General features: G+C 61.4%; 14 protein-coding genes and 1 other RNA gene. 4 read left to right on the top strand and 11 right to left on the bottom strand.

The window, feature by feature from the left end; translation table 11 throughout:
- Positions 1-3: 3 nt before the first annotated feature.
- From mraY to rsmI, 9 genes are all read right to left on the bottom strand, one after another.
- A complete protein-coding gene (gene mraY / locus CAG11_RS03970) occupies positions 4-1,086 on the bottom strand; it encodes a phospho-N-acetylmuramoyl-pentapeptide-transferase (RefSeq protein WP_022640804.1) in 1,083 nt (360 codons plus the stop codon).
- Positions 1,086-2,468, bottom strand: coding sequence for a UDP-N-acetylmuramoyl-tripeptide--D-alanyl-D-alanine ligase (gene murF / locus CAG11_RS03965; protein WP_085594860.1), 1,383 nt, complete (start codon positions 2,466-2,468; stop codon positions 1,086-1,088). Before murF ends, mraY begins: the two co-directional genes overlap by 1 nt.
- Positions 2,461-3,924 carry a UDP-N-acetylmuramoyl-L-alanyl-D-glutamate--2,6-diaminopimelate ligase gene (locus CAG11_RS03960; RefSeq protein ID WP_085594858.1) on the bottom strand — a complete coding sequence of 488 codons (1,464 nt, stop codon included), beginning with the start codon at positions 3,922-3,924 and terminating at the stop codon, positions 2,461-2,463. The genes murF and CAG11_RS03960 overlap by 8 nt, the downstream gene beginning before the upstream one ends.
- Positions 3,924-5,660 carry a penicillin-binding protein 2 gene (locus CAG11_RS03955; RefSeq protein ID WP_022640807.1) on the bottom strand — a complete coding sequence of 579 codons (1,737 nt, stop codon included), beginning with the start codon at positions 5,658-5,660 and terminating at the stop codon, positions 3,924-3,926. Before CAG11_RS03955 ends, CAG11_RS03960 begins: the two co-directional genes overlap by 1 nt.
- Complete coding sequence (gene ftsL / locus CAG11_RS03950; protein WP_003171871.1) at positions 5,657-5,950, bottom strand: cell division protein FtsL; 294 nt, start codon at positions 5,948-5,950, stop codon at positions 5,657-5,659. Before ftsL ends, CAG11_RS03955 begins: the two co-directional genes overlap by 4 nt.
- Entirely contained in the window at positions 5,947-6,894 is a 948-nt protein-coding gene (rsmH, locus tag CAG11_RS03945; protein WP_022640810.1) for a 16S rRNA (cytosine(1402)-N(4))-methyltransferase RsmH, read from the bottom strand. The genes ftsL and rsmH overlap by 4 nt, the downstream gene beginning before the upstream one ends.
- Positions 6,891-7,346, bottom strand: coding sequence for a division/cell wall cluster transcriptional repressor MraZ (gene mraZ / locus CAG11_RS03940; RefSeq protein WP_011063319.1), 456 nt, complete (start codon positions 7,344-7,346; stop codon positions 6,891-6,893). The genes rsmH and mraZ overlap by 4 nt, the downstream gene beginning before the upstream one ends.
- A 309-nt stretch (positions 7,347-7,655) precedes the next feature.
- Positions 7,656-8,009, bottom strand: an RNA gene (gene rnpB / locus CAG11_RS03935) — RNase P RNA component class A.
- A gap of 72 nt (positions 8,010-8,081) precedes the next feature.
- The gene (gene rsmI, locus CAG11_RS03930; protein WP_177409095.1) at positions 8,082-8,936 is read right to left on the bottom strand and encodes a 16S rRNA (cytidine(1402)-2'-O)-methyltransferase; all 855 of its coding nucleotides are present in this window, start codon (positions 8,934-8,936) and stop codon (positions 8,082-8,084) included.
- Between the two features lie 216 nt (positions 8,937-9,152).
- Here rsmI and CAG11_RS03925 point away from each other — a divergent pair, with 216 nt between their 5' ends.
- From CAG11_RS03925 to CAG11_RS03910, 4 genes are all read left to right on the top strand, one after another.
- Positions 9,153-10,964 (top strand): penicillin-binding protein activator, encoded by a 1,812-nt coding sequence (locus tag CAG11_RS03925; protein ID WP_085594854.1) that lies wholly within the window; start codon positions 9,153-9,155, stop codon positions 10,962-10,964.
- Entirely contained in the window at positions 10,964-11,335 is a 372-nt protein-coding gene (locus CAG11_RS03920) for a YraN family protein (RefSeq protein ID WP_085594852.1), read from the top strand. The genes CAG11_RS03925 and CAG11_RS03920 overlap by 1 nt, the downstream gene beginning before the upstream one ends.
- A gap of 103 nt (positions 11,336-11,438) precedes the next feature.
- The gene (locus CAG11_RS03915) at positions 11,439-12,032 is read left to right on the top strand and encodes a phosphoheptose isomerase (protein ID WP_085594850.1); all 594 of its coding nucleotides are present in this window, start codon (positions 11,439-11,441) and stop codon (positions 12,030-12,032) included.
- The gene (locus CAG11_RS03910) at positions 12,029-12,607 is read left to right on the top strand and encodes a BON domain-containing protein (protein ID WP_022640816.1); all 579 of its coding nucleotides are present in this window, start codon (positions 12,029-12,031) and stop codon (positions 12,605-12,607) included. The genes CAG11_RS03915 and CAG11_RS03910 overlap by 4 nt, the downstream gene beginning before the upstream one ends.
- A 49-nt stretch (positions 12,608-12,656) precedes the next feature.
- On the opposite strand, the gene CAG11_RS03905 is transcribed toward CAG11_RS03910, so the two are convergent.
- Complete coding sequence (locus CAG11_RS03905) at positions 12,657-13,070, bottom strand: ClpXP protease specificity-enhancing factor (protein ID WP_022640817.1); 414 nt, start codon at positions 13,068-13,070, stop codon at positions 12,657-12,659.
- A gap of 16 nt (positions 13,071-13,086) precedes the next feature.
- Complete coding sequence (locus CAG11_RS03900; protein ID WP_085594848.1) at positions 13,087-13,704, bottom strand: glutathione S-transferase N-terminal domain-containing protein; 618 nt, start codon at positions 13,702-13,704, stop codon at positions 13,087-13,089.
- Positions 13,705-13,707: the final 3 nt, after the last annotated feature.

The raw sequence follows: 13,707 nt of genomic DNA, 5'->3' as shown, positions 1-13,707 counted from the left end.
GTTCTACCTCAGCTTCAGGGTTGCAAGGCCGATCAGCACGAGAATCACGGTGATGATCCAGAAACGGACGATCACACGTGGCTCAGGCCAGCCCTTGAGTTCAAAGTGGTGGTGGATCGGCGCCATGCGGAACACCCGCTTGCCGGTCAGCTTGAACGAAGCGACCTGGATCACCACCGACAGGGTTTCCATCACGAACACGCCGCCCATGATGAACAGCACGATTTCCTGGCGCACGATCACCGCGATGGTGCCCAGGGCCGCACCCAGCGCCAGGGCGCCGACGTCGCCCATGAACACCTGGGCCGGATAAGTGTTGAACCACAGGAAGCCCAGGCCCGCACCGATCAGTGCGCCGCAGAACACGATCAGTTCACCTGCGCCCGGCACGTAGGGAATCAGCAGGTATTCGGCGAACTTCACGTTACCCGACAGGTAGCAGAAGATCCCCAATGCCCCGCCGACCATCACCGTCGGCATGATCGCCAGGCCATCGAGGCCGTCGGTCAGGTTGACTGCGTTGCTCGAGCCGACGATGACGAAATAGGTCAGGACCACGAAGCCGGCTCCCAGGGGAATGCTCACGTCCTTGAGCATCGGGATCAGCAGGGTGGTATCCACCGGGCTTTGCGCGGTCATGTAAAGGAAGATCGCCGCGCCCAGGCCGAACACCGACTGCCAGAAGTACTTCCAGCGGCTCGGCAGGCCCCGGGAGTTCTTCTCGATCACCTTGCGGTAGTCGTCGACCCAGCCGATGGCACCGAAAGCCAGGGTCACCAGCAGCACGACCCAGACATAGTGGTTGCGCAGGTCGGCCCAGAGCAGGGTGCTGACACCGATGGCCGAGAGGATCAAGGCGCCGCCCATGGTCGGCGTACCGGATTTGGACAAGTGCGATTGCGGGCCATCATTACGTACGGCCTGGCCAATCTGCCGATTCTGCAGAGTACGGATCATCCACGGACCCAGGCACAGTGCCAAAGACAAGGCGGTCAGCACCCCGAGGATCCCGCGCAGGGTCAGGTACTGGAAGACCGCGAAGCCTTTGTAGAACTGTTGCAGGTACTCCGCTAGCAGCAGCAGCATTAATGTTTCACTCCGTCTTTTTCTTGAAGATGGGAGCCACACAGGGCCGCAACGATGTTTTCCATCGCCGCGCTGCGCGATCCCTTGATCAAAATGGTGGTGTTTGGATCTTGCTCGACGTCCAGGGCGGCAATCAGTTCAGCCTGGCTGGCGAAGTGGCGCGCGTGCGCGCCAAAGGCAGTGACGGCATGGGCCATCATCGGGCCTACGGCGTAGAGGGCCGAAACCTTGCCAGCGGCATATGCACCTACGTCGCGGTGCCCCTGCTCCGCCCAATCGCCCAACTCGCCGATGTCTCCGAGCACCAGGACGGTGCGACCGGAAAAGCCGGCGAGTATATCAACGGCGGCGCACATTGAGGTGGGGTTTGCGTTGTAAGTGTCATCGATCACCCGCATGCCATTCCTGGCCAACTGGGCGACAGTACGTCCCTTGACCGGCTGCACCGCGTTCAGGCCAGTGGCGATGCCGAACAACGACACGCCCATGGCGTGGGCAGCCGCAGCAGCAGCCAGGGCGTTGGCGACGTTATGGGTGCCCAGCAGGTTCAGTTGGACCTGCTCGGTGCCCTTGGGGCTATGCAGGGTGAAGGACGGGCAGCCACGGGCATCGCGTCCGATATCGGAGGCGTAGAAATCCGCTGCGCTGTCGGTCAGGGCGAAACTCAGTACCTGGCGCCCGGCGGCGCGGGCCTTCCAGATCGAAAATGCCTTGTCATCCAGGTTCAGCACGGCAATTCCGGAAGCATCCAGCCCTTCCAGGATTTCGCCCTTGGCCTCGACGATTTTTTCCGGGCCACCGAACTCGCCGACGTGGGCGGTACCGGCGTTGTTGAGGATCGCCACCTGGGGATGGGTCATCGCCACGGTGTAGGCGATTTCACCAATCCGCGAGGCACCCAGCTCGATCACCGCGGCGCTGTGCTCCGGAGCCAGCTCCAGCAGGGTCAGGGGCGCGCCCAGGTCGTTGTTCAGGTTGCCGCGGGTGGCGAGCACCGGTCCGCGGGTACGCAGGATGCTCGCCAGCATCTCCTTGACCGTGGTCTTGCCACTGGAGCCGGTAACGGCCGCCACTGGATGGGTGAAGGCGCCACGGTTCAGCGCCCCCAACTGGCCCAGCGCCAGGCGCGTGTCCTTGACCAGCAGCTGCGGCAGCGTGCTGTCGGGAATCTCACGCTCTACCAGCGCAGCCACCGCGCCCTTGCCGGCCACCTCGTTCAGGTAATCATGACCATCGAAGCGCGGACCGGTGAGCGCCACGAACAACTGGCCCGGCTGGATCGCGCGACTATCGATGCTCACGCCACTAAAACGGGCATCGCCCGCGATCAGGCGGGCGTTCAACGGAGCGGCTACTTCACTGAGCTTCAGGGGCTTAAGCACTGGCCACCTCCCATGCCGCCAAGGCCTTGCCCGCCTCGACGAGATCGGAGAAGGCATGGCGTTGACCGTTGATTTCCTGGTAATCCTCATGCCCCTTGCCGGCCAGTACCACCACGTCATCAGCCGAGGCGGACGCGACCAGGCGGGCGATGGCAGGTCCACGGCCAGCGATGAATTCGACCTGGTCCGCGTTCAGGAAGCCGGCGCGGATATCGGCGAAAATCTGCGCAGGGTCTTCAGTACGCGGGTTGTCGTCGGTGACCAGCACGCCATCGGCCAGGCGCTCGACCACCTCGGCCATCAGTGGCCGCTTGCCGCGGTCGCGATCACCACCACAACCGAACAGGCACAGCAGGCGCCCCTTGGCATGGGGCCGCAGGGCCAGCAAAACTTTCTCCAGGGCATCCGGGGTATGGGCGTAGTCGACCACGACCAATGGCTGGCGACCGCCGCCCAGGCGCTGCATGCGCCCGGCCGGGCCTTCCAGCTTGGGCAGGACCGCGAGAATCTCGTCCAGCGCATATTCCAGGCCCAGCAAGGCGCCCACTGCGGCCAGCAGGTTGCTCAGGTTGAAGCGCCCCAACAGGCTGCTGCGCAGGTGATGTTCACCTTGCGGCGTCACCAGGGTCGCGCGCACGCCGTCGTCATCGAAGCGAGCTTCGCGGCAATACAAATAGGCGCCGGCATCTTCCTGGCTGTAGGTAATCAGCCGCGACTCGTGGGCCTCGGCTGCCAGCTTGCGGCCAAAATCGTCGTCGAGGTTGATCACCCGGCAACGCAGGTCGGTCCAGTTGAACAGTTTGGCCTTGGCCTCGCCGTAGGCCTGCATGGTTCCGTGATAATCCAGATGGTCACGGGACAGGTTGGTGAGCACCGCGACATCGAAGGCCAGGGCGGTTACACGGCCCTGATCCAGGCCATGGGAAGAAACCTCCATGGCCACGGCCTTGGCGCCGGCACTCTTCAAGTCGGCCAGGGCCGCCTGGACAGCGATAGGGTTCGGCGTGGTGTGCAGGCCACTTTGCAGCGCGCCATGGAAGCCGGTTCCCAAGGTGCCCACCAGGCCACAACGCTGGCCAAGCAGATCCAGGGCCTGGGCCACTAGCTGGGTCACGCTGGTCTTGCCATTGGTGCCTGTCACGCCCACCAGGTTCAGTTGACGACTCGGCTCGCCATAGAAGCGCCCGGCGATGTCCGACAGTTGCGCAGCCAGACCCTTGACCGGGATCAGCGGAACGTCGGTCAGCGGCAGCACTGTGGCGCCTTCCACTTCATAGGCCACTGCCGCCGCACCACGCCGCAGCGCATCGGCGATGTGTTCACGACCGTCGAACCTGGCGCCCGGCACGGCCAGGAACAGATCACCGGCACGTACATTACGGCTGTCCAGGGTCAGTTCGCGGATCAGCAAGTCACGACCGGCGTGGGCAAAAATCTTGTTCAGGCTAAGGGACATCAGCCGCGCCCTCCATTGGCTCGTACAGGGGTGCCGGTGGCATTGGCCTGTTGCGTGGTCGGCAGGTTATCCGGGGTGATGTTCATCAGGCGCAGCGTGCCGGACATCACTTTGCTGAATACCGGGGCCGACACCAGGCCACCGAAGTAACCGGCCTTGCTCGGCTCGTCGATCACCACCACGATGGCGTAGCGCGGATCGCTCATGGGACCGAAGCCGGCGAACAGTGAGCGGTAGGAGTTCTCGGCGTAGCCCTTGGTGCCCACCGAAGTCTTGCGCGCGGTACCACTCTTGCCGGCAACGTGATACGCCGGGACCTGGGCACGGAACACCCCGCGCGGGGCCTCGATCACTTGCTGGAGCATGCCCTGCATGGTCTTGGCGACCTTCTCCGGGATCACCTGGGCAGTTTGTGGCGCCTTGTCGGATTTGATCAGCGTCAGCGGGGCGATGCGCCCGTTGTTGGCCAGGGCGGAGAATGCGTGCACCAACTGGATCGCGGTCACCGAGATGCCGTAGCCATATGACAGCGTCGCGGTCTCGGCCTTGCGCCACTCCCTATAGTTGGGGAGGTTGCCAACGCGCTCACCTGGGAAACCCAGGCCGGTGTCCTGGCCCAGGCCGATCTTCTGCGCCAGGCGGAAGATGGTTTCGCCGCCGATATCGAAGGCGATCTTGCTCATGCCAACGTTACTGGAATTGATCAGGATGCCGGTCAGGTCGAGGATCGGACCTTCAGTCTTGGATACGTCACGAATGGTGTACTTGCCCAACTGCAGGGTGCCCGGATAGACCTCGACGGTATCGCTGGGCTTCCAGCGCCCGGTCTCCAGAGCGGCGCTCATGGAGATGGCCTTCATGGTCGAGCCAGGCTCGAAGACGTCGATCATCGCCCGGTTGCGCATCATCGCCGGCTGTAGGTTGCGGCGGTTGTTGGGGTTGTAGGTCGGCTGGTTGACCATGGCCAGGATCTCGCCGGTCTTGACGTCCATGATCACCAGGCTGCCGGCCTTGGCGCCGTTCTCGACGATGGCGTTGCGCAGCTCGCGATTGGCCAGGTACTGCAGGCGCAGGTCGATGGACAACGCCAAGGGCTTGCCGGCCTTGGCGTTCTTGGTGACTTGTACATCCTTGATCAGCCGGCCGCGCCGGTCCTTGATCACCTGACGCTTGCCCGGCACCCCGGCCAGCCATTCGTCATAGGCCAACTCGACGCCTTCGCGTCCACGGTCGTCAATATCGGTGAAACCCACCATGTGCGCGGTCACTTCGCCGGCCGGATAGAAGCGCCGGAACTCCTCGATGCCGTAGACACCCGGGACCTTGAGATCGAGCACCGCCTGGCCCTGCTCCGGGGTCAGGCCCCGCACCAGGTAGATGAATTCCTTGTTGGCCTGGGCCTCGAGACGTTCGGTCAGGACCTTGGGATCCTGGCCCAGCGCCATGGCCAGGGCTGGCCAACGGTCCTTGGCCAATTGCATTTCCTTGGCATTGGCCCAGAGAGTGGTCACCGGGGTACTCACCGCCAGCGGCTCGCCGTTGCGATCGGTGATCAGTCCACGGTGCGCAGGAATCGGAATATGCCGCACGCTACGAGCATCACCCTGCCCCTTGAGGAAGTCACGATCGACCACCTGCAGGTCGATGATGCGCCAGGCGATCGCCGACACCATGACAGCAAGCAAGCCCAGCACCACGCGGAAACGCCAAGGATAAAGAGCACCGTCGAGTTTCATGGCGCCACCATTCGGACTTCGGCTGCGCCGGGGATGTGCATCTTCAGTTGTTCGGTGGCCAGCACTTCGATCCGGCTATGGGCGGTCCAGGTACTTTGCTCCAGGATCAATCGACCCCATTCGGCCTGGGCCTTGTCGCGCACGCTCAACTCGCCGTACAGCGTATTGAGCAGTTGACGGTTCCAGTGGGCGCTGTAGGACACCGCGATCGCGGAAACCAAAACGCCGATGAACAGCAGAAGCATGAAGAAGCTTCCGCCTGGAAGTGGCTTGGCGAAAAGCTTGCTCACCGAAGCTTCTCCGCGACACGCATGACGGCACTACGGGCACGGGGATTGGCTTTGAGCTCGGCTTCGGAAGCGAACTGCGCTTTGCCGTGGATCTTGATTTTTGGCTGGAAAGCTTCGAAGCGCACTGGCAGGTTGCGCGGCAGGTTGTCGGCTTCACCCTTGGCCAGGCGACGCATGAACAGCTTGACGATGCGGTCCTCCAACGAGTGGAAGCTGATCACCACCAGACGCCCGCCGATTTCCAGGGACTCCAGCGCAGCTTCCAGGCCGGCCTCGAGGTCGCCCAGTTCGTTGTTCACGTGGATGCGCAGGCCCTGGAACGCCCGGGTCGCCGGGTTCTTGCCCTTCTCCCAGGCAGGGTTGGCCACCTTGAGCACTTCGGCCAGGTCGGCCGTGCGTTCAAAAGGCTGGACTTCGCGGCGCTCGACCACGGCTCGGGCCATGCGGCCGGAGAAACGCTCTTCGCCGTACTCCTTGAATACCCGGGCGATCTCTTCTACCGGGGCGGTGGCGATGAACTGGGCAGCGCTGATGCCTCGGCTCGGATCCATGCGCATGTCCAATGGACCGTCATTGAGAAAACTGAAGCCGCGCTCAGGGTCATCCAGTTGCGGCGAGGACACGCCCAGGTCCAGCAGCACGCCACTGACCTTGCCATCCAGCCCACGTCCAGCGACCTCGGAACCCAGCTCGGCAAAACTACGCTGTACAACGACAAAGCGGCCGTCTTCGGCCGCTAGCGCTTGCCCGGTGGCAATCGCTTGGGGGTCCTTGTCGAATCCGAGGAGCCGCCCACCTGGCCCGAGCTTGCTGAGAATCAGCCGGCTGTGGCCCCCGCGCCCGAATGTGCCATCCAGATAGCAGCCATCAGGACGTACCGCGAGAGCCTCGACGGCTTCGTCAAGCAGTACGGTGATGTGGTTAAAGCCGCTATCAATAGTCACAGGATCAAATCACGCAGTTCATCGGGCATGGCGCCCGGTTGTTGAATAGCTGCCAGGTCAGCTGCAGAAACAGCGTTCCAGGCATCCTCGTCCCACAGTTGGAACTTGTTCAGTTGGCCCACCAGCATCGCGCGCTTATCCAACTTGGCATATTCACGCAGGCGCGGCGGCACCAGAAAACGACCACTACCGTCGAGTTCGAGATCGACGGCATTACCAATCAGCAAACGCTGCAGCCGGCGGTTCTCTTCACGTAGAGAAGGCAAGGCACGCAGCTTGGTTTCTATCAGCTCCCACTCGTCGAGGGGGTAGACGCACAAACAAGGATCAACGGCGTCGATGGTGACGATCAGCTGTCCGGAACTTCGCGAAACGAGCTCGTCACGATACCGGCTGGGCATGGCTAGCCGGCCTTTGGCATCGAGACTGATAGCGTTGGCTCCGCGAAACACGTCAGCGTTTCTCCAAATTTTAGCGTTTTGCGTTCAAAAAACCCACTTTGTGCCACTTTCCGCCACTTGCGCACACTATAGGAATGCGCCCACACCACCGTCAAGGCACGCGGCGACGGAAAACCCTTATAGAACGGAGATTTAGGAGGCTTAGCGGAGGGGTAACGAGAATTCGAGAGACATTCCACGACATCAACTTCATACCGCTCAGAAAACTGCGTCGCGAAGTTAAAGTAATTTATTAAGAGTAAGATTTTTTCGGTATTACAAAAACGCTTCTGCTATTGAATCAAGCAGGGAAGGAAGGGGGTGGAGAGTCGATCTGTAAGCCGGGTTCTGTCGAGGACAGTCATTCCTCTACGATGGCCATCACTGGACATCTTTAGCAACCTACCCGGTTCCAGCGCGGGCCACGCCTTGGAACCCTATTTGGTCTTGCTCCGAGTGGGGTTTACCTAGCCACGAACTGTTACCAGACGTGCGGTGCGCTCTTACCGCACCTTTTCACCCTTACCGGCACCGAAGTGCTTAGGCGGTTATTTTCTGTGGCACTTTCCGTAGGCTCACGCCCCCCAGGCATTACCTGGCACTCCGCCCTATGGAGCCCGGACTTTCCTCCCCCCTCTAATTTTCATAGAGGGCAGCGACTGTCCAATCGACTCTCCGCCGCGCAGGTTAACGGCAGAGCGGCCTCAGGACAAGCGATAAAAGCCTTTGGCCACCCTGCTCCGCTATTTATTGCTCTTTCTGTTTTTCCAGGGCGAGCTGATACAACACGTTCTTGCGCTCGCCAGTGATCTCTGCAGCCAGTGCCGCCGCCCTTTTGAGCGGCATCTCCTTGAGCAACAGGTCGAGAATTCGCATCGTCTCGCTGCTGATGGCCTCACCACCCTGCGGAGCAGTCCATCCCGCCACCAAAACCACACACTCCCCACGCTGCTGGTTGGAATCGGATTCGACGAACTGACGCAATTCGACCAACGGCAACCCCTTGAGGGTCTCGAAAGTCTTGGTCAGCTCGCGAGCCAGCAACGCCGGGCGATCACCACCGAACACCGCCTCCATATCCTGCAGGCATTCGAGAATGCGATGGGGGGCCTCATAGAAAATCAGCGTACGCGGCTCTTCACGGACCTGCTCCAGGCGCGCTCGGCGCCCACTGGCCTTGGCCGGCAGGAAACCCTCGAAGATGAAACGATCCGAGGGCAGTCCTGCGGCGGACAGCGCCGCTATCAGCGCACACGCCCCCGGCACCGGGACGACATTGATTCCCGCGGCCCGGGCTTGGCGCACCAGGTGATAGCCGGGGTCGGAGATCAGCGGCGTGCCGGCATCGGAAATAAGCGCGACATCATCACCCGCCAGTAGACGAGTAATGAAACGACTACCCTCATCACGCTCATTGTGCTCGTGACAAGCAGCCAAGGGGGTAGAAATGCCAAAGTGCTGCATCAGGCGCTGGGAGTGCCGGGTATCCTCAGCGGCAATCAGGGACACCTCGCGCAACAACTTCAAGGCCCGGGCACTTATATCGTCCAGGTTGCCGATAGGCGTCGCCACTACATAAAGCGAGCCGGCAACGGAATTCATGGAACCTGGAGCAGTCAAAGCGCACACCTCGCGATCAGCAAAAGCGCCATTGTACGCACTGGCAGCTGATCAATGCGTATCGTGTTCACTCAAGTGCGCCTGACACAGCAACATTTGCATTCGCTAAATAGACGGTTTATCGCCAGCAACATCGCGCCCCGGCCAGTGCTTGGGTACAATTCAACGTTCATTTGATCGAGTATCAGGAACACTTACATGATCGCTTGCCTGCGGCTGTTTATCGCCCTCTGCCTGGCTACCCTTCTGGTGGCTTGCGCCAGCTCGCCCTCCTCCAGCCTTGGCGAACTTCCACGGACACCGGATGCCAGCATCGAGCAACTGCTCGAAGAGGCCGCCACCAGCAAAAACCCCGACAAAGCCGCCCTATTACGCCTGAGCGCCGCCGACCTGGCCTACCGCCAAGGCAATGCCGGACGCGCCGGACAGATCTTGCAGCAAGTCCAACTGGAGCAGCTCAAGCCTGCCCAGCAGATTTTCGCCAGTACCCTGGCGGCGGAACTGGCCATGACGCGCAACCAGCCCAAGGCTGCGTTGACGGCCCTGGGCCATCCGAGCCTGCAACAACTTGGCGAGCTTCCCGCCGCCCAGCAGGTACGCACCCTGAGTGTCCACGCCCGCGCCCTGGAGGCCGATGGCCAGACCCTGGCGGCAGCCAAGGAGCGGATTACCCTGGCTCGCCTGCTCAAGGATGATGCTGCGGCTAAGAACCACGAAGCCATCTGGTCCCTGATCGCCGCCCTGCCTACCGACCAACTGCAACCTGCCGGAAACGACGACCTGAGCGGCTGGCTGAGCCTGGCCCTGGCAATCAAGACCGCAGGCACCCTGGAACAGCAGCAAGCTGCCATCGACAACTGGCGCGCCCAGAATCCGAAACACCCAGCAGCGGTTCAATTGCCACAACCATTGGTCAAGCTCAAGGAACTGGCCAGCCAGCCCGTTTCGAAAATCGCCCTGCTGCTACCGCAGGAAGGCCCGCTGGCAGCAGTTTCCAAGGCCCTGCGCGAAGGTTTCATGGCCGCCCACTACCAGGCACAACAAGCCGGGCAAAAACCACCCAGCATCGAGTTCTATGACAGCTCGCGCCTGAAGTCCCTGGATGAGTTCTATCGCAAGGCCCAAGCCGACGGCGTACAACTGGTGGTCGGCCCCCTGGAAAAACCACTGGTCAAGCAACTGGCCGCCAGCCCACAACTGCCCATCACCACTCTGGCCCTGAACTACAGCGAAGGCGAACAAGCTCCCGCACAGCTGTTCCAATTCGGCCTTGCCGCCGAAGATGAAGCTCGCGAAGCTTCTCGGCGTGCCCGCGCCGACGGCCTGCATCGCGCCGCGGCACTGGTACCCAAGAGCGAATGGGGCGATCGTGTATTCAAGGCTTTCCGCCAGGACTGGGAAAGCAACGGCGGCAGCGTACTGGCCATCGAGCGAATCGATCAACCTGTAGCCCTGGCCCAGCAAATTGCCAACCTGTTTCAGTTGCGCCAAAGCGAAGCTCGCGCCAAGAGCCTGCAGAGCACCGTTGGCAGCCAGGTGGCTGCCCAGCCGTCGCGTCGCCAGGATATCGAGTTCATTTTCCTCGCATCCACCCCGCAACAGGCCCAGCAGATCAAGCCGACCTTGAATTTCCAGTACGCCGGTGACGTTCCTGTCTACGCCATCTCCAACGTCTTCAGCGCCAGTGGCGACCAGAACCAGTACAACGACATGAACGGCATCATGTTCTGCGAGACGCCATGGCTGCTGGACGCAAACGGCACAATGCGGCGCCAGGTCACCGCCCAATGGCCGCAGGCCGGCGGCAGCCTTGGCCGCCTGTACGCCATGGGTGTCGACGCCTACCACCTGGCCCCGCGCCTGGGCCAGCTCAAGGCCTTGCCTGACACCCGCATCGACGGTGAGTCCGGCAGCCTGGGCATGGCCGCCGGCCAGCGGATCGAGCGCCAACTGCCATGGGCCAAGTTCGTCAGCGGCCAGGTCACTCGCCTGCCCGATACTCCGCGCTGATGCACCCCGGATCACGCCAGCAAAGCGGAAGAGATGCCGAAAGCCTTGCGCTTCGGTATCTCCAACAGCAGGGCCTGCGCCTGGTGGCGCAGAACTGGCTGTGCAAGCGCGGCGAGCTTGATCTGGTCATGCTTGACGGCGATACAGTAGTATTCGTCGAAGTCCGCTACAGACAACACACACAATGGGGTGGCGCTCTGGGCAGTATCGATGGGCGCAAACGCCAAAAACTGATCCTTGCCGCGCAGTTCTTTCTGCAAAGCGAATCACGTTGGTCCAACCACCCCTGTCGCTTCGACGTGGTCGCCATTGACGGCACCCCGGGCCCCCAGGCCCAGTTGAACTGGCTACGCAACGCCTTTGACGGCTGAAAGACGCCTGCAGGCCGCGCCACTTCCACCCAATTTCTTTGCTCTTTGCACTGCGGGCTGCACATTCACGTGCCACCAAGCCCAGCTACTTAAGGTCACACAGATGGACATGCAATCCCGAATTCGCCAGCTTTTCCAGGCCAGCATCAACACCAAGCAACAGGCGATGGACGTACTTGCACCGCACATCGAGCAAGCCAGCCAGGTCATGGTCAACGCCCTGCTCAACGAAGGAAAGATGCTTGCCTGTGGCAATGGCGGCTCAGCCGGCGACGCCCAGCACTTCTCCTCGGAGCTGCTCAATCGTTTCGAGCGTGAGCGGCCCAGCCTGCCTGCCATAGCACTGACCACCGACAGCTCGACCATCACCTCGATCGCCAACGACTACAGCTACAACGAAGTCTTCTCCAAGCAGATCCGCGCCTTGGGCCAACCTGGCGACGTTCTGCTGGCCATCTCCACCAGCGGCAACTCGGCGAACATCATCCAGGCGATCCAGGCCGCACATGATCGCGAAATGATTGTCGTAGCATTGACCGGTCGCGACGGCGGTGGCATGGCCTCCCTGCTACTGCCTGAAGACGTGGAGATTCGTGTACCGGCCACCGTTACCGCACGCATCCAAGAAGTCCACCTGCTGGCGATCCACTGCCTCTGCGACCTGATCGACAGCCAATTGTTCGGGAGTGAAGAATGACCCCTAATCGCCTCGGCCTCCTGGCCCTGACCCTGTGCCTGAGCCTCACTGGCTGCAGCTCGGTGATTACCGCCACCCGCGACAAACCCATCGACGACGACCGCGGCACCCGCACCTTCGGCAGCAAGATCGACGACTCCCTGATCGAAACCAAGGTCGCCGTGAACGTCGCCAAGGCCAACCCGGACCTGGAAAACAACTCGCACATCGTGGTTACCAGCTTCAACGGCGTAGTGCTGCTGGCCGGCCAGACGCCGCGCCCGGACCTCAAGGCAACGGCCGAACAAGCCGCCAGCGAAGTACAGCGCGTCAAGAAGGTGCACAACGAGCTGCAAGTACTGCCTCCTTCCGGGTTCCTGGCCCGACAGAACGACAGCTGGCTGACTACCAAGATCAAGACCCAGATGCTCGCCGATGCCAACGTCCCAGCCTCACGCATCAAGGTGGTGACCGAGAACGGCATCGTCTACATGCTGGGATTGCTGACCAAACAGGAAGCGGCCCAGGCAACGAACCTCGTGCAGGGCGTCTCGGGCGTACAGAAAATCGTCAAGCTGTTCGAGTACATCGACTAAGCCTGCCCACAGGCACAAAAAAGGCGATCCCCTCGGATCGCCTTTTTTATTACTTGACCACCTTCAAGCTTGGCCTGCCACTTGGACGCGGCGGCTCACTGTCTGGCGGCGGCATATCGTCATCCGGCTCGACATCCTCTTCGTCATCCAGAGGAGACTCCAGGTCGAAAACCATGCCTTGGCCATTCTCCCGGGCATAGATTCCCAGAATCGCGCCAACCGGCACAAACAAGCTATGAGGCACGCCACCAAAGCGCCCTTCAAAGGTGACTGCGTCGTTATCCATGTGCAGATGACGCACGGCACTGGGAGAAATATTCAGGACGATCTGTCCATCACTGGCAAACCCCTGAGGCACCTGCACCGCTGGATAATCGGAGTTGACCAGCAAATGCGGGGTGCAATCATTGTCCACAATCCACTCATAGAGCGCGCGGACCAGATAAGGTCGACTGGAGTTCATAACGGCTCCTTAAGCCTTAGCGCATGTCGCGTTCGACACCAGACAGACTTGCCTGGAAAGCCTCACGCGCAAATTGGCGCTCCATATAATCGAGCAACGGCTTGGCTTGCCGCGGCAGTTCAATACCCAGGACCGGCAACCTCCAGAGTATGGGCAGTAGGCAGCAATCCACCAGGCTTTGTTCCTCGCTGAGGAAGAACGGCTTGTCGGCGAACAGCGGTGAAACACCGGTCAGGCTTTCTCGCAGCTCCTTGCGCGCCTGCGCACGCACCGCTTCCTTGGTCCGCGAATCGAGTATCAGATCCACGTGCCCGCACCAGTCACGCTGGATCCGATGCATCAGCAAGCGACTGTTGGCTCGAGCTACAGGATAGACCGGCAGCAATGGTGGATGTGGATAACGCTCATCCAGGTATTCCATCACTACGCTCGACTCCCACAGCGCAAGATCACGATCGACCAGCGTAGGCAAGCTCCCGTAGGGATTCACTTCGATCAGCTTCGGCGGCTGACGGCCCGCCTCCACACTGATGATCTCGGCGCTGACACCTTTCTCCGCAAGTACAATGCGCACCCGATGGGAATAGTGGTCGGCGGGGTCGGAGTAACAGGCCAACCGATTGGTCACGCCCATGGC

It is taken from the genome of Pseudomonas sp. B6(2017) (assembly GCF_002112765.1).
GTDB lineage: Bacteria > Pseudomonadota > Gammaproteobacteria > Pseudomonadales > Pseudomonadaceae > Aquipseudomonas > Aquipseudomonas piscis.
Note: the sequence above shows the minus strand (reverse complement) of the source record. Positions and strands in the feature narration are given on the sequence as shown.

Coding starts and splice junctions, on each gene's coding strand:
- mraY (WP_022640804.1), bottom strand. CDS start 1,086: ATGCTGCTGCTGCTAGCGGAGTACCTGCAACAGTTCTACAAAGGCTTC.
- CAG11_RS03960 (WP_085594858.1), bottom strand. CDS start 3,924: ATGTCCCTTAGCCTGAACAAGATTTTTGCCCACGCCGGTCGTGACTTG.
- CAG11_RS03955 (WP_022640807.1), bottom strand. CDS start 5,660: ATGAAACTCGACGGTGCTCTTTATCCTTGGCGTTTCCGCGTGGTGCTG.
- rsmI (WP_177409095.1), bottom strand. CDS start 8,936: ATGAATTCCGTTGCCGGCTCGCTTTATGTAGTGGCGACGCCTATCGGC.
- CAG11_RS03925 (WP_085594854.1), top strand. CDS start 9,153: ATGATCGCTTGCCTGCGGCTGTTTATCGCCCTCTGCCTGGCTACCCTT.
- CAG11_RS03920 (WP_085594852.1), top strand. CDS start 10,964: ATGCACCCCGGATCACGCCAGCAAAGCGGAAGAGATGCCGAAAGCCTT.
- CAG11_RS03915 (WP_085594850.1), top strand. CDS start 11,439: ATGGACATGCAATCCCGAATTCGCCAGCTTTTCCAGGCCAGCATCAAC.
- CAG11_RS03910 (WP_022640816.1), top strand. CDS start 12,029: ATGACCCCTAATCGCCTCGGCCTCCTGGCCCTGACCCTGTGCCTGAGC.
- CAG11_RS03905 (WP_022640817.1), bottom strand. CDS start 13,070: ATGAACTCCAGTCGACCTTATCTGGTCCGCGCGCTCTATGAGTGGATT.
- CAG11_RS03900 (WP_085594848.1), bottom strand. CDS start 13,704: ATGGGCGTGACCAATCGGTTGGCCTGTTACTCCGACCCCGCCGACCAC.